General features: G+C 59.1%; 20 protein-coding genes. All 20 read right to left on the bottom strand.

All coding sequences use genetic code 11. From position 1 onward, the window contains the following. Positions 1 to 319 precede the first annotated feature (319 nt). Entirely contained in the window at positions 320 to 2,245 is a 1,926-nt protein-coding gene (locus tag GGD46_RS26085; protein WP_184709493.1) for a succinoglycan biosynthesis transport protein, read from the bottom strand. A gap of 98 nt (positions 2,246 to 2,343) precedes the next feature. Continuing rightward, on the bottom strand, positions 2,344 to 3,180 hold the full coding sequence (locus GGD46_RS26080; RefSeq protein ID WP_184709491.1) for a WecB/TagA/CpsF family glycosyltransferase: 837 nt from the start codon (positions 3,178 to 3,180) through the stop codon (positions 2,344 to 2,346). Positions 3,181 to 3,415: 235 nt separating this feature from the next. After that, positions 3,416 to 3,943 carry a hypothetical protein gene (locus tag GGD46_RS26075; RefSeq protein ID WP_184709490.1) on the bottom strand — a complete coding sequence of 176 codons (528 nt, stop codon included), beginning with the start codon at positions 3,941 to 3,943 and terminating at the stop codon, positions 3,416 to 3,418. Then, positions 3,940 to 4,308, bottom strand: coding sequence for a hypothetical protein (locus GGD46_RS26070; RefSeq protein WP_184709488.1), 369 nt, complete (start codon positions 4,306 to 4,308; stop codon positions 3,940 to 3,942). The genes GGD46_RS26075 and GGD46_RS26070 overlap by 4 nt, the downstream gene beginning before the upstream one ends. 13 nt (positions 4,309 to 4,321) lie before the next feature. Then, a complete protein-coding gene (locus GGD46_RS26065; protein WP_184709486.1) occupies positions 4,322 to 4,915 on the bottom strand; it encodes a rod-binding protein in 594 nt (197 codons plus the stop codon). A 126-nt stretch (positions 4,916 to 5,041) separates the two neighbouring features. Continuing rightward, entirely contained in the window at positions 5,042 to 5,461 is a 420-nt protein-coding gene (locus GGD46_RS26060) for a hypothetical protein (RefSeq protein WP_184709484.1), read from the bottom strand. A gap of 72 nt (positions 5,462 to 5,533) precedes the next feature. Beyond that, positions 5,534 to 6,286, bottom strand: coding sequence for a flagellar biosynthetic protein FliR (fliR, locus tag GGD46_RS26055; RefSeq protein ID WP_184709482.1), 753 nt, complete (start codon positions 6,284 to 6,286; stop codon positions 5,534 to 5,536). After that, positions 6,283 to 8,370, bottom strand: a complete 2,088-nt coding sequence (gene flhA, locus GGD46_RS26050) for a flagellar biosynthesis protein FlhA (protein WP_184709480.1) — start codon at positions 8,368 to 8,370, stop codon at positions 6,283 to 6,285. The genes fliR and flhA overlap by 4 nt, the downstream gene beginning before the upstream one ends. Positions 8,371 to 8,570: 200 nt before the next feature. Then, positions 8,571 to 8,837, bottom strand: coding sequence for a flagellar biosynthesis protein FliQ (gene fliQ / locus GGD46_RS26045; RefSeq protein ID WP_184709478.1), 267 nt, complete (start codon positions 8,835 to 8,837; stop codon positions 8,571 to 8,573). A 31-nt stretch (positions 8,838 to 8,868) separates the two neighbouring features. Beyond that, positions 8,869 to 9,378 carry a flagellar hook assembly protein FlgD gene (gene flgD / locus GGD46_RS26040; protein WP_184709476.1) on the bottom strand — a complete coding sequence of 170 codons (510 nt, stop codon included), beginning with the start codon at positions 9,376 to 9,378 and terminating at the stop codon, positions 8,869 to 8,871. Then, positions 9,366 to 9,818 carry a flagellar biosynthesis repressor FlbT gene (gene flbT / locus GGD46_RS26035; RefSeq protein ID WP_184709474.1) on the bottom strand — a complete coding sequence of 151 codons (453 nt, stop codon included), beginning with the start codon at positions 9,816 to 9,818 and terminating at the stop codon, positions 9,366 to 9,368. Before flbT ends, flgD begins: the two co-directional genes overlap by 13 nt. Continuing rightward, entirely contained in the window at positions 9,815 to 10,162 is a 348-nt protein-coding gene (flaF, locus tag GGD46_RS26030; protein WP_184709472.1) for a flagellar biosynthesis regulator FlaF, read from the bottom strand. The genes flbT and flaF overlap by 4 nt, the downstream gene beginning before the upstream one ends. Before the next feature lie 37 nt (positions 10,163 to 10,199). Beyond that, the gene (locus tag GGD46_RS26025) at positions 10,200 to 11,243 is read right to left on the bottom strand and encodes a flagellar hook-associated family protein (RefSeq protein WP_184709470.1); all 1,044 of its coding nucleotides are present in this window, start codon (positions 11,241 to 11,243) and stop codon (positions 10,200 to 10,202) included. A 3-nt stretch (positions 11,244 to 11,246) separates the two neighbouring features. After that, positions 11,247 to 12,755: a flagellar hook-associated protein FlgK gene (gene flgK, locus GGD46_RS26020; protein WP_184709468.1), complete on the bottom strand. Its 1,509-nt coding sequence runs from the start codon at positions 12,753 to 12,755 to the stop codon at positions 11,247 to 11,249. A gap of 539 nt (positions 12,756 to 13,294) precedes the next feature. Beyond that, positions 13,295 to 13,966, bottom strand: a complete 672-nt coding sequence (gene rem, locus GGD46_RS26015) for a transcriptional activator Rem (RefSeq protein WP_184709466.1) — start codon at positions 13,964 to 13,966, stop codon at positions 13,295 to 13,297. A 280-nt stretch (positions 13,967 to 14,246) separates the two neighbouring features. Then, complete coding sequence (locus tag GGD46_RS26010; protein ID WP_184709464.1) at positions 14,247 to 14,822, bottom strand: transglycosylase SLT domain-containing protein; 576 nt, start codon at positions 14,820 to 14,822, stop codon at positions 14,247 to 14,249. Continuing rightward, positions 14,782 to 16,350: a flagellar hook-length control protein FliK gene (locus tag GGD46_RS26005; RefSeq protein WP_184709462.1), complete on the bottom strand. Its 1,569-nt coding sequence runs from the start codon at positions 16,348 to 16,350 to the stop codon at positions 14,782 to 14,784. Before GGD46_RS26005 ends, GGD46_RS26010 begins: the two co-directional genes overlap by 41 nt. 2 nt (positions 16,351 to 16,352) lie before the next feature. Continuing rightward, on the bottom strand, positions 16,353 to 17,657 hold the full coding sequence (gene motC / locus GGD46_RS26000) for a chemotaxis protein MotC (RefSeq protein WP_184709460.1): 1,305 nt from the start codon (positions 17,655 to 17,657) through the stop codon (positions 16,353 to 16,355). A gap of 3 nt (positions 17,658 to 17,660) precedes the next feature. Next, on the bottom strand, positions 17,661 to 19,094 hold the full coding sequence (locus tag GGD46_RS25995) for a MotB family protein (RefSeq protein ID WP_184709458.1): 1,434 nt from the start codon (positions 19,092 to 19,094) through the stop codon (positions 17,661 to 17,663). Further along, on the bottom strand, positions 19,091 to 19,723 hold the full coding sequence (locus GGD46_RS25990) for a hypothetical protein (protein ID WP_184709456.1): 633 nt from the start codon (positions 19,721 to 19,723) through the stop codon (positions 19,091 to 19,093). The genes GGD46_RS25995 and GGD46_RS25990 overlap by 4 nt, the downstream gene beginning before the upstream one ends. Positions 19,724 to 19,868: the final 145 nt, after the last annotated feature.

Raw genomic sequence — 19,868 nt, 5'->3', positions numbered from 1 at the left:
CCGGTCTTCACGCCGGCCTCAGCTTCAAGCTCCGCTGCTGCAGCCTTCACCGCCTCGATTACCGAAGCCGCTGCAACCTTGCCATCGATCACTGTCGTCACGCTGGTCTCCCGATATGAATTCGATGCTGGAGCGTTTCCGCTTTCCTCGAACCGAGGCAACGCTCATTCCTATATTCCACTGCGCATTCCGGATGGAAAACCGCTGCGCTGTTTTCCTGGACATGCGCCAATCTACAAACCATCGGCCGCGCGGAATTGCCTGCCAACGCCCTATGGTGTCTGAAAGCGGTAATTGCAAGGAGAAAACGGCCGCCGCGTCAATCGCGCTCGGTTTGCCGGCGCGCAGCATAAGTTTCGACCTTCGAGCGCAGCTCCGCCAACTCCTGCTGCACGCGCAGCCATTCGCCAGACGTGGCGTTGGTGGTGTCGATATCAGCGATCGGCTCGACGATATCTTCGCGAATTGCCCCAGGCGACTGCGTGGGGAGCGGCTCGATATGATATTGCGGAGCCCGCACCTGCGCCGCGGCATGACCGATCTCACGGTCCTCGTTTTCCGTGGCACCGGCCAACCATTTCCTGAGAAAGACAAGGCCGAGCGACAGGCCGAGGCCGACCAGGAAGCCGGTCGCCTGATTGCTTGCGAGATGATCGTCGATCGGGGCCGCGGCTGCGACCGCCTGCGATATCACCGTCATCGGCGGCCTGACCTCCTGGGGAGCCAGGGCCGCATTCTGCTGATCAGCATCAAAGCGGCTTTGCGCCGCGGCAACGGCATCCCGCAGTTGCCCGAGCCGGGCAATATCGACATCCGTGCTATTCTTGCTGAGGGCCGTCATTTGCGCCGAAAGCGCTGCCTGCTTGTCGAGCGCAGCTTTCAAGGCCGCATCGCTGCTGGTGACAAGCCGCTGCAATTGCGCGCGAAGATTGGCGCCAAGATCGTCAACGGTCGCCTGTTGTGCGAGCAGGCGCGGATGACGTGGCCCAAGCTGCGTTGCAAGCTGGGTTAACTGGGCCTTGGCGGCGCTATAGCGACTGCGCAGATCGTCCAGGCCGGCAGAGGTAAGATCCGCCGGCAGGGCGCCGCTCAGCAGGGAGGCGGGCGTTGCCGATCTGGCCACCGCGACATTCGCCCTGGCGGTGCGCACGGCGAGATCGGCCGCCTTGATTTCGCTGTCCAGCTGGCGCCGTTGATCCTGCAGCGTCAGCGCGGCAGCGATCTTGTCTTCACCATATTCCGCCTTGAACTCGGCAAGTGCTGCGGTGGCGCGATCAAGTTCCTTGCGGCTACGGTCGGCCGACGTATCGCCAGCCCTGGACGCAGCCGCCGCCTGCACAACGGCGGCATCATAAATGGTGGCAACGACGAGGCGGTTGGCGATATCGGCCGATCTACCCGGATCGCCTGAGGTAACGGTCAGCCGCAGAAGGCCTGTTGCGTCATCGACACCAACAGCAATGCCTTTGCGAAGAGTGGCCTGCGCGCGCGACGGCGCATCCGATGCGCCACCATTGCCCGAAAGGAGTTCCATGGCAACGCCGAGGGCGCCAGCACGGGTGCCGGTGAATTCCGGATCGCGGTCAAGCCTCAACCGAGCGACGACATCTGACAATGCGGCGGGAGCGACCGCGCGTCTTGCCGCGATGTTCAGCACGGACTGGCGCGCCCTCCCTTCGCCTTCCGCATGCAGAAATGCCTGGGACACATAGGCTGGCGGTGGCGCGAACAGCGTCGGTATGGCCGCACCTGCCAGTGCCGTCGCCATGACGAAACCGAGGGAACCGATGCTGAGCGACCAGTTGCGGCGGCGCGGCAAGACGACGGGAGCAGCAGGTTCGGCGAACTCCGGCAGAGGCGCAGCTTCGCCAACGAGCAAGTCCGGCACGAATTCCAGCAAATCGGCGACGGGTTCCGGCTGCGGCTTAACGGCAGGCTCGTTCTCTCCGTAGCGATGGCCCAGGATGGTGCCGATCTGCTGGGCCAAGGGCTGCGCCGGCGGCATTGCCTCCGGCCGCGACGTTTTTCCGCCGGATACCGGATAGGGATCGCCATTCAGCCTTCTGCGCAGGATCGCGCGCAGTTCCGCATCGCGCGGATCATCGGAATTGGCGGCCTGCAAATCGGCATAGGCTTGAAAGTCTCCGCCGCGGTCCGAAGACGCGCGTTCTCCCGACCTTCGCAAACGCTCGAAGGTTTCGGCATCGTTGGCGTGGGATCCAGTCCTGGCTTTGCTCTCAAACATGGCGGGTCATCTCGTGCGCTTGGCCTTACGACCAATGCAAATGTTAACCCACTCTAAACTTTCATAGGAAAGAAAGAGTTAACGCCGCGCCAGTAGCGTCAGCTCGCCAATTTGTCAGGAGGCATGAGGCGCGGCCGCGTCTGCTGCACCTCCATGCGGTCGATGCGGCCCTTGCGGCCGAACTGATGCCTTGCGACCTGATAAAGGAAGAGGGGCACGCCCAGCATATAACGCCGCCAGAGCCTGTTCGGCTCAAGCGCCAGGCGGAACAGCCACTCGCTGCGCAGCGCCCTCACCAATGCCGGAGCGCGCGGCACCGTGCCGGAAACGAAATCGAAGAGTGCACCTACGGTCAAGACCAGCCGTGCATGCTGCGGCCCGACATGTTCGGCCACCCACTTCTCCTGCAGCGGAGTACCCATGCCGACGATCAGGATATCGATCTTCTGCCGGCTGATTTCCGCCGTGACCGCATTGCTTTTCTGTGCATCGAAGAAACCATCCGAAATGACGGTGAATTCGTGCCATGGAGCGTGCTGCCGCAGTCTTTCGGCTGCCTTCTCCACGACGGAACGGCGACCACCGAGCAAGCCGATGCGTTTCGGCCGTTCCATGAAGGTCAAAAGCGCCGGGACAAAATCCGTGCCGTTCAGATTGGCGGGAAAGGGTTCGCCATGCGCGATGCGCGACGCAATATCGAGACCAACGCCATCGGGCAGGACCAGATTGCGCTCCAGAACCTCGCGGTAGCTGCCGTCGCGCAGCATCACCAGCATGTTGTGGGCGTTGACGAAGGAAATCGATGTTTGTCCGACGGGCAAGGAGGCGAGTTCATTGACGAAAGTCAGCGCATCCTCCCAATCGAGATCACAAACCGGCAGATCAAAGATCATACGGCGAGACGCAACCGCGGCAAAATCAGCAACCTGTTTCAACCCAATAACCTCCTGCCGGCGCCATCGACATGACAGGCGTCGGTAACGCAAGGTCCTGTCTTTTCCCCGGCCATCGGCACGGCAACCACAGGTGCATTGCTAAAGGTCGCTTATAGCAAAGCAATCCCAAGCTTCCGTTAGGACAAAAAGCTGCAATTTCTCGAATTCGTCAGGATTTCATTAAGCATAGGGTGGGCAATGGCAGGGCGGCGACCTGTTCCCGCCGGAACGACATCTATTCGATCGGAACCTTGGCCGCTGCCGCTTCCGGCACGATTTTTACCGGCTTGACCGTTTTCTTGCCGATGCTTTCCCCGCCATGGGTTTCTTCCTTGGAGAGGTAGTCGAGTTGCTCGATCAGAACTTCGGCGACATAATCACCACCGAGCCGCTCGTTCATCCGCTTCTTCAAATCGCTGCGGAAAGCCGCAATGTCGAAATTCTGCGTATGGGAGATATCAATCGCATTGTTGCCGACCAGCAGAGAAAAGAGCTCGTCGGTCGTCAGCTCCGGCAAGGGGATTTGCAGCGCGGTCGCCTTGCCCTTCTCCATCATGAAGGAGATGCGGGTCAGGAAGTAGCCGGTCACCTGGCCGTTGGCGATGACGGGAACATTGATCGATTCGCCCTTGACCAGTTCCTGCTGCGCCTTCTTGGCGTCATCGGGGCTGATCGCGGGCGCCGTCGCCGTCTGCACTGAAAAATAGACCGAAGCCAATGTTACAGCGCAGACCCAAAGGCCGGTGAGCACGAGCTTGATCATCCGGCCTCACGGACGCGGAATTGCTCCTGCGAATAAGTACCATCAGTATCCGCATTCTGCGCGGCATTCTTCAGAATGTCGGCAACGGCGCGCACGGCCTCAAGATGAGCTTCGACGCGACGAGCGTTTACCACCAGCTTCTTCTTCAACCCATGCAGCTGCTCGACATGCGCAACCGCGAGATCGGCGGGGTCGGTATCGCGAAACAGCATCGACAGTTCGTAGAGGCAGCGGCTCTTGTGAGCGTTCGACACCTTCAAATCGAATTCCGGGTCGCTACCGATCCGGTTGTTCTCGTTGTCGATAATCATCTCCAGACGGCCAAGGACAGACTTGATCCGATAGTCCTGTGACATCACTTCCATGTTGTTACCTCGCTTATGCTCTCTGGGACGTCAGCGTATTTTGATTGGTAATGCTCTTGTCGCCGTCATTGGCGTCATGGGCAGCAAGCGTCTTACGCTGAAAATCCGTGATGGCGCTGAGCGCCATCTTCTTGTCGTTCTCGTCGGTCGTGGCATTGGCAACGCCGCCGTTGCGCATCTTGTCGACCTGTTCCTTGTACATTTTCTCGGCAATGCCGACGCCGCCGTCCTTAGCGAGCGTATTGCCGAGCTGTTCGGCCATCATTCCCTTCCAGATCTCGCCGGCCGAACCCTTGCCATAGAGCGTCTCGCTACTCGGCAGCATGTTCTTGACGAAATTCTGCAGCACCATGGCTTCGAACTTGCGGTAGACCTGCGGCACCTTCGAGGGGCCGGCATGCGTGCTGGCATTGCCGAGGCCGGCCTGCGATGAGGCGTTGTTCAGCGCATCGACGGCGGCACCAAAGCCATTACCGTTTTCCGCGAGGCTGGTGGCGGCAAAGGCGGCCTTGTTGGCGGCGAGCTTCGCCTGGGCAATCTGGACATCGTCCGGGTTCGCGGCCCTGACCACATCCAGAACCAAATCACTCGGAGGCGAAATAGCCACGTCACGTCTCCTTCTGCTATCGCACGCTCCCCAAAACCAAATGCAACGGTCGAGGGCATGTCGAATCAAACGGTCGGAGCAGGCTGGCAACCTTGTGACGCATGCCATGCTCCATGATCGAGGCGATTATGAATTTTGAAGCTTGCTGGAGGCTGGCGTTGCGCCGGCAAAGCGCTGGTCGATGATATCGTAGACCGCATTGTCGTCCGCTTCACGAGTTTCAAGCGCCTGGGCATCTTTCATATGCTCTTCCAGCCGGTCGCCCTTGGTGCGCTCCTGCTGAACCTTCATCTGAATCAAGGTCTGGATGCTTTCGAGCTGCTGGTCCTTGATAGCCAGGCGGCCGTAGCGCTCGGCATAATGGATCGAAAATGCCATATGTACGGGGTCGGAAGAGCTAATGGCATCCATGACCCTCTCCATCGATTCGGTGACCTCGAGACGGTGGCGGGTGGTATCGGCAAGCTCATTTTCGGCGATACGCTCCAAGTGGCGCTGTACCGCGACAAGGCGCTTCAGTTTTTCGGAACGGCTTTTCTCCGCCATCGTCTACCTGCCCACCAAGCCGGTGTCTGCGACCGCCTCGAATGTATGTTTCTTGGCCCTGCTCCTCATCGGCTAATGCCCGTTATAGACGCTGAGAAACGCGTTGGAGAACTGATTGATCACCGCCGCGATGCTCAAATAAAGCATGAACAAGCCACCCATCAAAAGATAGGGCGTGGAGATGAAGTAGATCGGGATCTGCGGCGCCAGCTTGTTGATGAAGCCGATCGAAATCTGGAACATCATGCCGTAAAGTAAAAACGGGCTCGACAGCCTGAGCATGATGAAAAAGGTCGTCGATAGCGTATCCGTGATCGATATCAGCGCGGATCGCGGATCGATGTGACCACCGAAGGGGATGACGGAATAGGAATCGACCAGCGCCTGGAGAACATAGTGATGGAAATCCAGGATGAAGAGGACCATCAACCCGCAAAAGCTGATGAAGCTGGTCAATGAGGTCTCGCTCGAATCTTCGACAAGATCGGCGCCGGCCGGTGCGTTAAAGCCGATCAGCATCGATATGACCGTGCCGGCAAACTGCAAGCCGAGCGTGTAGATGCGAGCCATCATGCCGTACATCAGGCCGATGACCATTTCCGTGAAAATCAGTCCGATATAGCTGGCGCCGCCTTTTGCCACCGCCGGATAGATCGTGTTCCACAGCAGGGGCAGGACGGCCATCGACAAGGCCGCGGCGAGCAGAAGCCTGATCTGCACCGGCACGCGGCCTGATGAAAATCCCGGGAGCACCATTATGCAACTGCCGATGCGGCAGAAGGCGACGAAAAGCGCCAGAATGGTCCCCTGGGGGTCAGTTATCATGAAATCGAACCTAGAATCTTGATCTCGATCCCCTTGGCCAACTCGACATGCGACAGAACCGGAAGCGTCGCGAACAGGCGTTCGATGATCATGCGCACATAGGAGCGCGTTTCCGGCGACGTGACAAGAACGAAGGGCATGCCGCGATCCATGTATTCACGGATAACTTTGCCCGCCTGCTCGCTGAACTCTTCCAGGCTGCGCGGATCGATATCGAACTCGACGATTTCGCCCTTCTGGTCGCGCTTCAGCGCCTGATGGAAGATCAGATCCCATTTGCTGCCGAGGCGCAGGACACGCAGCACGCCGTTGTCGGCCAGGTCGCCGCAGAGCTGCTGTGCCATGCGTATGCGGACATGCTCAACGATCTGCTCGGTCTTTCTAACATGCGGTGCGAGTTCTGCGACCGCTTCCAGGATAAGGTGCAGATTGCGGATCGAAACGCGCTCGGCGAGCAACAGCTTCAGCACCGCCTGCAGGCCCGAATAGGACATATGCGACGAGCAGATTTCGTCGGCCAGCTTCTTGTACTCCGGATCGAGACGCTCGATCAGGATCTTCACGTCCTTGTAGGAGAGAAGCGCCGGCAGGTTGTTGCGGATGACTTCGCTCATATGGGTGAGCACGACAGAGACGTTGTCGATCGGCTGGAAACCTTCGCGCTTCAGATCCTCGGCGAAAGCCTCGAGGACGGAGACGGCGGGCATACCGAAAGCGGGTTCGCGAATCTCGTCGCCCGGAACGGTCGGCTTGCGGCCGGAGCCGGTGACCACGAGGACTTCGCCGACACGCAGCATGTTGGACGCAACCGTCGTCCCGTGGATGCGGATCTGGTAGGACTTGTCGGCAATGGCCATATCGTCGATCACCTTGATCTCCGGTACGACGAAACCATACTGGGTGGCGAACTTCTTGCGCATCTTGCCGACGCGGAAGGCGAGTTCCTGGTGGGCGCCAAGCAGGCGAGTCGAGACGATCTTGCCGAGGGCCAGTTCGATTTCGGCGGTCTTCAGAACCGACTTGACCGAATCCTTTTCCATCTCCTTCGACTGCATCACCTTCTGCTCTTCGGCATCGCGGCGAAGCTTGTTTTCGGCTTCGATCTGCCGCGGAATGAACCAGGCGCCGGCAGCCAGCAATCCACCGAGGAACACGAAAGGCAGGAAAGGCATGCCGGGCATTACAGCGAGAATGCCCATGAGGACGGCCGAGACGGCGAGTGCGCGCGGGTAGCCGCTCAGCTGATTGATGACCGCCTGGTCGGTGGAGCCAGCCGTGCCGCCGCGGGAAACGAGGAGACCAGCGGCGAGCGACACGACGAGTGCCGGCATCTGCGACACAAGACCGTCGCCGACGGAGAGCTTGACGAAGACATCCGCAGCCTGACCGATCGGCATGCCGTGACGGAAATAGCCAATGATGATGCCGCCGAAGATATTGATACAGGTGATCAAGAGGCCGGCAACGGCATCGCCGCGCACGAATTTCGAGGCACCGTCCATCGCACCGAAGAAAGAGCTCTCCTCTTCCAACTCACGCCGCCGCCGCTGCGCTTCCTTTTCGTCGATCAGACCGGCCGAAAGGTCGGCATCGATCGCCATTTGCTTGCCGGGGATGGCATCCAGGGTGAAGCGGGCGCCGACTTCGGCGATACGAGTCGCACCCTTTGTGATGACGATGAAGTTGATGGTAATAAGGATCAGGAAGACGATCAGACCAATGACGAAATCGCCCGACATGACCAGGCTCGCAAAGCCGGCGATAACGCCACCGGCGGCGTCGTGCCCTTCATAGCCATGCGAAAGGATGACGCGCGTGGTGGCGATGTTCAGCGCAAGGCGCGTCATCGTGGCGATCAGCAGGATCGTTGGGAAGGATGAGAATTCCAGCGGCTTCTTGATCCACAATGCCACCATGAGGATCAGCACCGAAAGCGCGATCGAAAAAGCGAGTCCAAGGTCAATCAGAAATGCCGGGATCGGCAGAAACAGCACGCAAAGGATGACCATGATACCGAGGGCAAACCCGATGTCACGGATGCTGGGATTAGCTTTTGGGAGCGCTAGTGCGGGTGGTTGTGCCATCGACCGATTTTCCGTCTCTTCATGAGAGGAGGCAAACGGCTGACCCGCCTGCCCTATTCGAACCGATCTTTAAAAGGCGAAGCTTGCGCGAGAATGGCTTTGACCGACGAAGCGCATGATCCAAAACATCATTTCGGCCGCTGGCCGCGATGCCCAAAGCGCACCGCGACCTTTCCGATCCGCCCTTTGGGCGAAGTGCCTCAGAAGCCCGACTGAATGCGGGAAAAGACGAGATTGGTGAAGATCGAGATCTGCGAGCCGACGAAGGGAGCCGTGACACCGATCGTCACCATGACGGCAACGATCTTCGGCACGAAGGTCAGTGTTGCCTCCTGCACCTGGGTCAATGCCTGAACCAAGGCAATCACCAGGCCCACAACCATCGCCGCGAGCACGGCCGGACCGGAAGCTACAAGCACCGTCCATATGGCCGCCTGGAAAATATCCAATGCATCGGCTTCATTCATGCAACATCATCCCTTGTTCAGCAGCTACTCATTAGCTGCTGGTCGAATCCCCGTTCGAATTCGACGAATCGCTCGAGCTATTATCACTCGACGCGGCCGGGGTATCAATGGTGGTGCCTGCCGGAGCGATGGTCACGCCGGCCTGGATCAGAATCTTGTCGCCGGCATTGGTCTGGGCGATGATACCATCCGTATAGACGGTAACTTCCTTGATGGTGCCCGTCGTCTTGCCGTCGGCGCTCATGATCTGCTTGCCGATATAATCGGAGGCCTGCGAGATCCACTGGTTCTGCAACACCGTTTCCAGATGTGAGTTCGTCTGGATCTGCTGTTCGACCTGCGAGAAGCTGGCCAGCTGAGAAATCTGCTGGCTGGCGTCCATCGGACTGGTCGGATCCTGGTTCTTCATCTGAGCGACGAGGAGCTGCAGGAAGTTGTTGTAGTTCAGGTTAGCGCTTACGGCCGCGCCAGCAGCGGTCTTCGAGGAATTGCCCGAAGACGAGCTTCCGGTCGCGCCGGCAAGGGGGTCTACCGCTGCCATGGAGCGATCTCGCGGCGGATGTGCTCGATCGTCGCCGCCGGCATTTCCTGATTGTTCAGAATACCGTCTTCGATCGGATAGAGCGTACGGATAGCCTTCAGAGCATCGAAGGCACGACCCGTTGCGACGAGTCCGTCGATACGCTTCAGCTCGGCCAGCACTTCCTCATTGTGGAAGCACGACAGCAGCATGACGATCGACTTGCGGAACATTGCCGTCGACTGCTCTTTGCCCTCGGGATTGATGAGGATCATCTGCGCGATGAAATAGAGCTGACGCATCGGGGTCGTGGCGTCTTCCGGTTGAAGCACGTGGTTTTCAAGCAGGAATGTCACATCATTCAGGAATTCCAGAGCGACCTTGCGATCGACGCGCAGAACGGCCCCGTTGATAAAGATCTTTTCCCCGGCTTTAAGCGATATGCGAAGCGTACTTTTCATTTAAGTCCATCCCTGATGATGGTGGTGACATCGATGATGCCTTGATAATTAACCGACTGGCGCCGCCGGATTCGTTCGCATTCCTTCAAAATCCAGATAGCGATCGAAATAATATTGGCCCGTAGTTCGACGTTAAGCTGGTTCTCCGGACTTTTGAGGTCCTCGACGAAGCTCACCCATACGCGCTGCGTATAATAGAGAGCCTCGATCGCTTCCCGGCCGTATTTCTCAGCATCACGGGCCGCAGAAAGGAGAGCTATCGACCGGTCCAGAACTTGTCGTTCTCGCTCCTTGGCGTCGGCCACTGCATCCTGCATGACTTCCGCATATGAGAACTGATACATTCATGCATCCTTCCTGGTCATTCCTTCCCTTTGATCATCAAAGGTAATTTACAAGGCTTAGCTGCTGGATCTTGGAGACAATAGTATAAGCTGTTTGGAGCTCCGTCTGAAGACTGTTGACCTTCGTCGAGGCCTCGTAGGGATCCACCCCCGTCAGATCGCCTATATTGGTATTCAGAATGGTCTTCTGTGCATTCAGCGTCGTGTTCGCGTCCGACAGGCGCGATTGCGACAGCCCGAGCTGGCTAGCCTGATTGTTCAACCCGTCGATCGCCTGGCGCGAGTAGCTGATGGCCTGATCGGTGACCGCACTCAGCGCATCCTGGCTGAGGGCGGGCGTCGTTTTCATCAGCGCATTGGTAACACTGGTGGCGAGCGCCAGATAGCGCATGCCGGCAGAATTGGAATTGGTCGAGGTTTCAACCACGTCGGTATTGCTGATCCGGCTCGTCATGTTCTGATCCGAAGCGCTCGACCACTGCGACCAACCGGGGTCGGATGTGAACATCGGCTCAACCGTCGTCGTGATAAAATCCTTCATCTGAGCGCCGGTGAGCTTATCGACCGTCGTGCCCTTGCTGGTCGCATATGTCCCCAACGCGGTTTGGATCGCCGCGTTCGTCGTTGCCGACTTGTCGGTCATAGGCTGAACATCGGTGTTGGTGCCGGCAAAGAGATATTCGCCGTTGACCATGACGTTGGCGGAAGCGATGACGCTCGACAGCGTCGACGTCGAGAGCTGCTGGGTCAGCGCAATGCTCGTGCCATCGGTGTTGCCGCGCAGCGCCACCAACTGATCCATGAGTTTCTGCGCATTCGAGCTCATGCCGGTCAGCGCCGTCTGCGACGTGGTCATCCGCTGGTTTGCAATCGAGTTGCTGCCCAGAATGGAATCGATGCGCGAAACTTCTCTCGTCAGGTTGACGTTGAGCGATGTATTGCTGCCGAGGGAGACGCCGATATCGGCATAGACGCCCGTGGTCGCTTCGGTGGAGGCGCTCGACATATCGTTCCGCGCCTGACGGATCGTCTGGCGCATGGCGTTCTGAATGGCTTGGCTCGAAATGAAGGAAAGTTTCATGGCTTATCTCACAATATCCAGTACCGATTGAAGCATCGCATTGACGGTGTTCAATATCTTGGTTCCAGCCTTGTAGGACTGTTCGATATCCATCATCAGCGTCAGCTCTTCGTCGAGGTTGACGCCAGTTGCATTCGAATAGGCGCCCGAGGAGCGCGACAAGGCCGCCGAGGTATTTTCTGCCGCCGAGGTCGCCGAGCTGCGCTGGCCTTCGAGCCAACCGATGGAGCTGGCCGAGTAGCTCATGAGAGTGGCGCTGGTATCGGAACCGGCACCGCCGTCAAAGCCGATTTTCGTGTTCATCGCGGTGATCAAGCCATCGAGCTTCCCCGAATAGCCGGCATCCAGGGGCTTTGACGGGTTAGCCGGATCATAGCTCGGGTTCGTGATGTAGGCGCTGCCGTTGATACCGCCGTCGCGCAGCAGGCTCGGATTGGAGACCGCGGCCGCATTGAGCTTGAGAGTGCCGGCAAGGCCAGTCACAACTGCCCCGGTGTCCAGCCCGGTGCCAGCGGTCCAGGTGGCCGGCGCACCGGTGTAGGTGAACAGGCCGGCAGCCTTTGTCGTGCCGCTGGACGTCGTTTCCGCAAATGTCGAGACCAGGCCGCGTGCGATTTCGTCAAGCTGCTTCTGATAGGTGGGCGCAACGGTGTCGCGAACTTGAAGCGAGGCCTGAAGGCTGCCCTGCGCGGTCGTGCTCGCGCCCTGTCCTGGGGTCAGCGCCACCCCGTCGATGTAGACATTGTTGCCCTGCGTCCCCGCCGTATAGGTATTCGTCGGTGTGAAAGTCACCGTACGCGGGATGGTTTCGAACAGAGTCGTGCCGCTCGAAGTGTATAGCGCCATATCGTTGCCGTTGCCTCGCGTTACCGCGGTCACACCAACGATCTGCGAAATCTGCTTCAGCAGCGAATCACGCTGGTCGAGCGCATCGGCAGCCGCACTCGAAGTCGGGCCGGCCGTCGCCGTTGCAGACTTAACCGCGTCATTCGCCGTCTGGAACTGCTTCAGCAGGCTGTTCAGCGTGTCGACGTCGGAGCTGATCTTCTTGTCCGCATCCGTACGCGCATTCTGTACGGCCGTCGTGGCATTGTTGAGCGAGGTTACCAGGCTCTGAGCCGCATTGATTGCCGACTTTGCCGCCGTCGTGTTGGACGGTGAACCGGAGAAGTTCTGCATCGCGGTCTGGAATGCCGCCAGATAGGTGGCTGGCGCAATTTCGTTGTTGTTGCCGCCAAGCGTGGCCGACTTAAGGTTGCCGTAAGCGGCCAAAAGCAGCTGCTGCGCCGCATCGGACGACGAGTTGGTAAGAAAGGCCGTCTGCAGCGCCGGCTCCTGGCTGCGAGCGATCTTGACGACCTGCGCGCCAGTCCCGTTGGTCGTCAGTATGGCCTGTCGACGCGAATAATCGGCATTATTCGCGTTTGAGATATTGTTCGACACGACGCTGCTCTGCGTGCCGGTATTGTTGAATATTGCCTGCGCGTTGTTGAGAGCTGATGTGAGCGTCATGACTGACTCGATACCCTATTCGTTTTTGCGCCGCAGATCGGCCGATGGCACGCCGGATGCGTCAGGTTAGCCCATCGAGGTGACACCGACGGAATTGAACGGACCGACGTTGGCACCACCCAGTGGATTCGAAATGACCGCCTGGAAGCGTTTTCGCATACGGGACCACCGAGACGAGCCGGCATCGCACGGGTGACCATACCGGAGACAACGCCCAGACGATTGGTCTGCACATCCCCTTCCGCAGTCACGATCCTTACGTTGCCGAAATTCCTCATCTGGAATCCTCGTTATCCTTCATGCGACTGAGAGTAGGTGGCGGGCCTTGCGTGAAGCTGTCTGTGAGGACAGAAAACCGATCATTGTAAAATCGCTCCGCCAAGTATCCCGACAAACCGGCAAACGACGCACATAAGGTAAGGCATCACGCACCCTTTGGCTTGAACGACACCGTGCTGCCTCGCAAAAAAGAAGCCCGAGAATCGCTGGATCCCCGGGCACATAGGCAAATTCGGAAAGCTAGAGGCTGGTGGGAAGCTTCATTCCCAATCGATGCAATAGCCGAGGAAACGCTTGGAATCGACGGGATCGAAATCCAGCTTTTTGCGAAGCTTCTTGCGAAGCTTCGAAATGTGGCTTTCGACCACGTTCTCTTCAACTTCCTCGTCGAAGATGCCGTAGATAGCATTAAAGATCTGCGTCTTCGTTACCCGGCGACCGCGGTTCGCAATCAAATATTCCAGGATGCGACGCTCACGCCGCGGCAGTGCGAAAACCTCGCCATTGATCTCCGGATCGCGACCATCCGCGAAAACGCGAATCGGTCCGATATCGGTATAGTTGCTGATGGCCTTCAGCCTCCGGCGGATCGCTGCGGCCCTTGCCAGGATCTCGCGAGGATGTACCGGTTTGCGCACGACGTCGTCCACGCCGCAATCGAAGAGTGCAAGCGTCGATTCGAGCGAGGGTTGATCGCTGACTGCGATGACGGGCGCTGCCGTCCGGTCGCGAATCGCTCTCGGGAGCTCGTGAACGTGCTGTCCCTGCCCGATCAAAAACGCTTCGACAGCGGCAATATCGCCCTCAGCCGCCGTTGTGACCCATTCGCCAAATTCGCGTGGGTCAAATCCCGTGGACGGGATGCCCTCGCGCCCAAAGAGTGATGTATATCCGTCCTTAACGAGCTCTCGCTCATCAACCACTACGATCATTCGTCCGCCTCCGAATCAGTGTGGTGTTTCGATGACCTATGGGTACGAATCGGGCGAATCACGAACAACTGTCGGAAATGAGTGGCGGAAATTAATAATTGATTAACCATAGGGGTGCGATTTGCACTACATATAGTAGGTGGCTCTCAAATCACACCAATAAAAAACTTGTTTGTTAGCTTATCGTTAATACGCATATTTTGGGCAATCTGGTGGCAGTCAATCGCAGCGCAAGAGTTAGCGCCAGCTAACCAGAAGGTGAATACAACCTATAGGTTGTCTAATTGCGGCAGAATGTTGCCGCGTTGGGCGTCCATTTGCCGTAACCCGTCGCGACCAAATTGGCGATCACGCGGCAAACATAGACCTTCTGGGCGGGGTCGTTGTTCGGACCGGCATGGTATCTTGCTACCGCCATCGTCCAGGTTTCATGCCTGTCATGAAGATTGCGGAGAAACTTCGCAGCATATTCGACATTGCTGCGCGGGTCGAACATTGCCTCCACGGAGGTAAAATTCTCTCCGTGGAAATACTGATTTATCTGCATGCAGCCGACGTCGATAAGCTTGGCGCCGCTCTGCCTTGCTGCGGCAAAAACCTGTAGGGCGGCATTCTCGGAGGGCGGAAAGATGGGCCGTCCTTCGACATTGAGCGCATAGGGGTAGAGCGAGCCTTTGCGTCCTGTCTCCGTCAAACCGACCGAATAGAGTATTCCTTCGGGTATTCCGTATTTCGCGGCTGCCGATTGGATCTCGCGTTCGCAGAGGCCGGCGGCGCCATTATTTGGCGGTGCCGGGTTACCCGATGCTTGTGCATCAGAGGTAAACCGCACCAGAGCGAGAACGCTGAACGCCACCAGCAGCGCCGTCGTCCACGCCGCGCTCACTCGAACCGCGATTGCCCTTGTTTCCATCTGCTTGCTGCCCCGAATAGTTCTGGCCTCGCGGACGCGCGTCACCGCCCTGCCCCTGGTTCAGCAAGGATTGCTGCTGCTGTTGGCTCGATCCGGACTGCCGGCCGCTATCCGACTGCTGATCCGAATTGGAGGCCATGGATACGGTAATGCTGTCGACCTGATAGCCCTGCGCCCGCAGTGCATCGACCATGCGGCTCTGATCCGCGTGCAGCTGTCTGTAGGCCTCGCCCGTCTGCACCTTCAGATCGACGGTCAGCTGATCGCCGGAAAGCCGCATCGTAGCAGTAACATCGCCGAGATTGTCGGGGCGCAACTGGATCTTCAGCGTGTTGACGACCTTGCCTGTGCTGCCGAGATTTGCGGCGTTGGAGAGTGCCGAACCCGGCTGCATTGCGGCCGACCATTCGCGATTTCCGGCCAGCGATCCGGTGACCAATGCCGAATTGGAAGCAAGCCCGAGATAACGACGGGAATCGAGAACGGTGACGGTTTGCGCATCGCCGCCGGCGGCAGCGGATATCTTGACGTCGGCCGCCTCCTCGCCGCGCTTGGCGATCGACATGTCGAGCGCGCTGATTTTCCCATCTACGCGCGCCAACCGGAAGGTCTGCGCCGTGTCGGTCGTCGCACCATCTGTCGGCATGGCTTGCTCTGCATTAGCCGCGGCATCCTTCAACCCCGCGGCGGAAAGCGTTACTCCCTGGACCTTCGCATCGCCACGAACCTGTCCGTTGTTCGCGGCAGCCTCCTGCGCAGCAACAACGGTTTGCGCGACATTCAGCAGCGAGAGAGCGTCGGTAATCGTATTCGCAACAGGCGCACCTTGCGTCGCCGTAGACTTACCATCGTCGGCCGAAGATGTATCCTTGTCAGACTTTGCGGATGGTGCCTTGCCATTGCCATCCGCAGGAGCGGTCTGACCGCCGGCGGTGGCTTCCGCCAGCTGTTGCGCGATTTCGGCAAGCTGCGCCGCTGCATCCGCCGGCGTCGGTACTTTGCCGATATCGGGCATCGCCGCCGCCGGATCGTTGGCACCGGCAGCAGGGTCGGCCTCTGCGGCGGAGGGATCGGTTCCCGGCATCGCTTGTGCGGTCTTCTGAAGCTCGATCAGCGACTTCGAAAGCGAGAGAGGATCGGCACCCTGAAGGGACTTCGCCCCTTTCACCAGGCCGGCCAGATTGGCGATATTTGCGGCGGACGTATCGATCATCCCGACTCCGACATTGACGCTGTCATCGATGGCAAGCGCCGCCTTTGCCGCGCCCGCATCGCCGTCGGAATTGTCATTGGCTGTTTTCGACGCACCTGTTCCGGCATCCGCGCCAGACGAATTGCGCCCATTGCCGAGCGAATTGGCCAATGCATCGAGAAAACCCTTGCCATCGTCCTGCTTCCCAGAACGGGAGCCCTTTGCGGCAGCAAGAATATCTGCGCCAGACGAGGCGCCAGAGACACCGATGTCGTTCATGATCAATGACTTCCCTGCTTCAACATGCCGTCGATAGCATCCAGCTTCGAGCGGCTCGTCGTGACGAATGCGTTGAACGAAGAGTCGGCCTCCTGCCCCCCTCCCTTCGAGACGGGAGCTGCCTTTGCCGCGGCTCCCTGCTCAACACCCGCTATGCCGGGGGACTGGCCTCCCGTTTTAATCGTCACAGCAGCATCGTGTTCAGTATTCTGTTGATTGGGCAGGTTAGGAACGTTGCCTTGCCCGAGGCTTGCAGGATCGGGTGCCCGCAGAATCTCATCCGCCACGGCCGTCGCCGCATCGCGCAGTGCGCGATCCCGTGCATTCAGCTCGCCAGCGGGCATCTGATTGAGGTTGCTGATCGCTGCCTCCACATCCGGCGTCGAAACGCCGGCAATGCCGCCGTAAAAGCCCGCAAGCGCGCCGAAGGCATCACTACCGTCACTCGATATGGCCTGAGCGCGGCCCGCCGCAAGCGCGGCTAGATCGGCCTTGCCGGCAATCGCTGCGCGACGCGCCATGCGCAGATAGATCTCCCGCTGCCGGGGTGGATCCATCGAGGCAAGGATGTCGATGATATCCTGCTGCTTGACGTCGGAATCGTGATCCACGACCAACTGCACGAAGAGATCGGCAAACTGGCTGGCATAGGGAGAATGCAGGAAGCGCCTCGTATAGCGCCGCGCATATTCGATCCCCTGCGGCACCATCCCGGCATCGGCGCACAAGGCAAGCGAGCGGCGCAGTGCGGACTCCTCAACGACGGTGCCGGGCGCCAGCAGCCGGGCCCAGTCGTAAAGCTTCAGGGCCGCCATGGCATTCTTGCCGGACATGACATTGCCGGCAATCAGCGAGAGATAAGGACCGATTGGCTTGCCGCGATATTCCTTGGCGATATCCGCAAGGGTATTGACCACCAGCAGACCCTTGCCGTTCAGATATTTTCTGAGAACGTCTGCAACGCGGTTGTCGAAATTGCCGTTGATGTCGCGCTGCATAAGATATTCGAGCGTTTCCGGATTGCCGCCGCTCATCGCATAGGCGAGAGCCGCGTCGGAATTGCGGGTATCTTCAAAAATGGACTTATCCGCATTGCGCAGCCGAGCATCGATCGTGGCCAGCAGGAAGCGTTGCATCTCACCCGCTGAGCTATCGCCCGCAACCACGGAATCCTGAACGAATTCAAGCGAGCGCAGCATCTTGTAGAGCGGCAGATTATCCTGCCCCTCGGCACGAGCTCCCCACGGCGTCAACACGCCGAGGCTCAACGCAAGTGCAAGATGATGACGATGCCGTTTGCGCGCCATGGATTAGCCCTGCTTGCCTTGGCCCGACTTGGCTTTCTCCGGCGCCGGTTTGACGGGGTTCTGGCCATCGGGCTTTGCGGGGTCCTTCGCGGCTTGGGCTGGCGAATTGACAATCAGGATCTCGATACGGCGGTTGGCGTCGTTGAACGGATCGTTGGGCAACTTCAGCCGCCGATCCGCAAAGCCGGAGACCTGCGAAATCCGCTTCTCGTCGAGGCCGCTGCTCGTCAGCATGTAATAGGCGCTCTGGGCACGATCGAGCGACAGACGCCAGTTGTCGTTGCGGCCGCTGACCATGTATGGGCGTCCGTCGGTGTGTCCGCGGATAAGGATCGCTCCCTTGCGCTCCGACAGCACCTTGCCGATCTTCTCCATTGCCAGCACCATTTCCCGGCGCGGCACGGCAGAGCCGATATTGAACATCGGATCGTTGCTCTGGTCGGAGATGGTCACCAGCACGCCGCCTTCGGCTGCCGTGACTTGCAGTCCCTCGGCCAGCTGACCGGCGATGCCGCCGATCTGCGCCTCGATCTCCTGCTGCAGCTGCTTGGCTTCCTGCTGCTGCGCCTTCGTCGGTGGAGTATCCTTGCTCGGAGAAACGGCGACGTTATCGTCGAAGCTGGAGGCGCTGCTTTGCTCTTTGGCGCTGGCGACCTGCTGCTGTTGTGACTGCTGCTTGCCCTGCTGTTTTCCGACGGCCTGCGGCTCGCTCTGCGTCGGCTGCTGCTCGGCGATCTGCGGCTGATCGGCAGGTTGGCCGCTATCGGCTGCCGTCGCCTTGGACAGGGCCACGACCTCTCCCTTCGGGGACTTATCCGACTTGGCGGACTGTTCCTCATTCGCCTTCTTCGAGGCGCTGGAAACCTGAACCTGTTTCGTCCAAAAATCCGGGTCGAAGGGATCGCGATAGGCCTGACCGCCATCGGCGCCCGTAGCGGGACCGGACTGAGCGGCACCGCCTTCGCCCTTGGCGCTCACATTGGCTTGCTGGCCGACTTCCTGCGCGATTTCAGCTAGCACGGAATAGGGATTTTCGAAGAAATCGGCCTCTGAATAGTTCGTCTGGTCGCCCGACGTCGCCGTCAGGTCCTCACCCGTCTTGGCCGACTTGCCGTCATTCGGCTTGTCCTGTGCCTTATCCGACTTCTGCTGGTTCTTCTCGCCCTCGGCCTTGTCGACGGGCTTCTTGAGCCCCTTCTCCGTTGGCTTCTCATCGGCTAGCTTGATGGGATTGAAATAGGACGCGACCGAAGCTTTCGTCTCCTCATTGGCGGCGTTGACCAGCCACATGACGAGGAAGAAAGCCATCATAGCCGTCATGAAATCGGCATAGGCGATTTTCCACGCCCCACCATGACCGCCTTCGTGATCGCCGCCGCCGTGACGCTTGACGATGATGATCTCGTGCTTTCCGTGATTTTGATCGCCGTCGCTCATTTCAGAATCTCTTTCAAGCTGGCGGCCCATGCGGACATGCGGGTCACAAGAACGCTCTCACCGATGGTTACCGTCAGATCGACATCTTCGGCTTCGACGTGACGCAGCAGAGTGGCGCTCTCACCAAGATTGGCCTGCAGCGCTTCGAAGAGATGGCGCGGGCCGCTTACGGAAATGGAGCCGGCACCGCCATCGAGAATTGCGGTCCTAACCAGGTCGGCGAGATCGGTGACGGCCTTCATCGTCATCGTCTCGGTCATGACTGGCGCGAGAACCGCAGCCGCCTCCGCGCTGATGGCTTGGCCGAGCATCGTGGCAATATTTGCCAGGTTGACGGCAATTCTCTCAGCCGCCTGTTCTTCATAGCGTGCTCGCAGCGCATCCATTTCGGTTCGGAACGAGAGGCTCATGGCCTCGCACTCGGCGCGATGTCTTTCAGACAGCTCCTGCGTCGCCGCTTCATGCCCTTCGGCAAAGGCGGCGCGGCGCTCGGCTTCTACGTCGACCGGCGGCTCCACCACACTTTCCGCAAGGTCCAGCGGCTCGGCGAAAGTCATATCCGGCATGTCTGCGGGCGGAGCTTGCTCGGCACCGAAGTCCTTGAGATATCGGGATATTGCCAGGCTCATGCGCGCATCTCCCCTTTCGCGTCGGCTAGACGCTGCGGGTGGGTGCCACAAAAGGGCCGGTCATTTCCCATTCTCAAAACGTCGATCATCACGCTTCCGGTTTCCGTCTTCTGGCAACGCTGGCGGAGATGACGACTCTCTCCGG

Origin of the sequence: Martinezella lusitana (genome assembly GCF_014207095.1) — a bacterium.
GTDB classification, from domain to species: Bacteria; Pseudomonadota; Alphaproteobacteria; order Rhizobiales; family Rhizobiaceae; genus Rhizobium; species Rhizobium lusitanum_B.
This window is presented reverse-complemented; position numbering and strand designations above follow the sequence as displayed.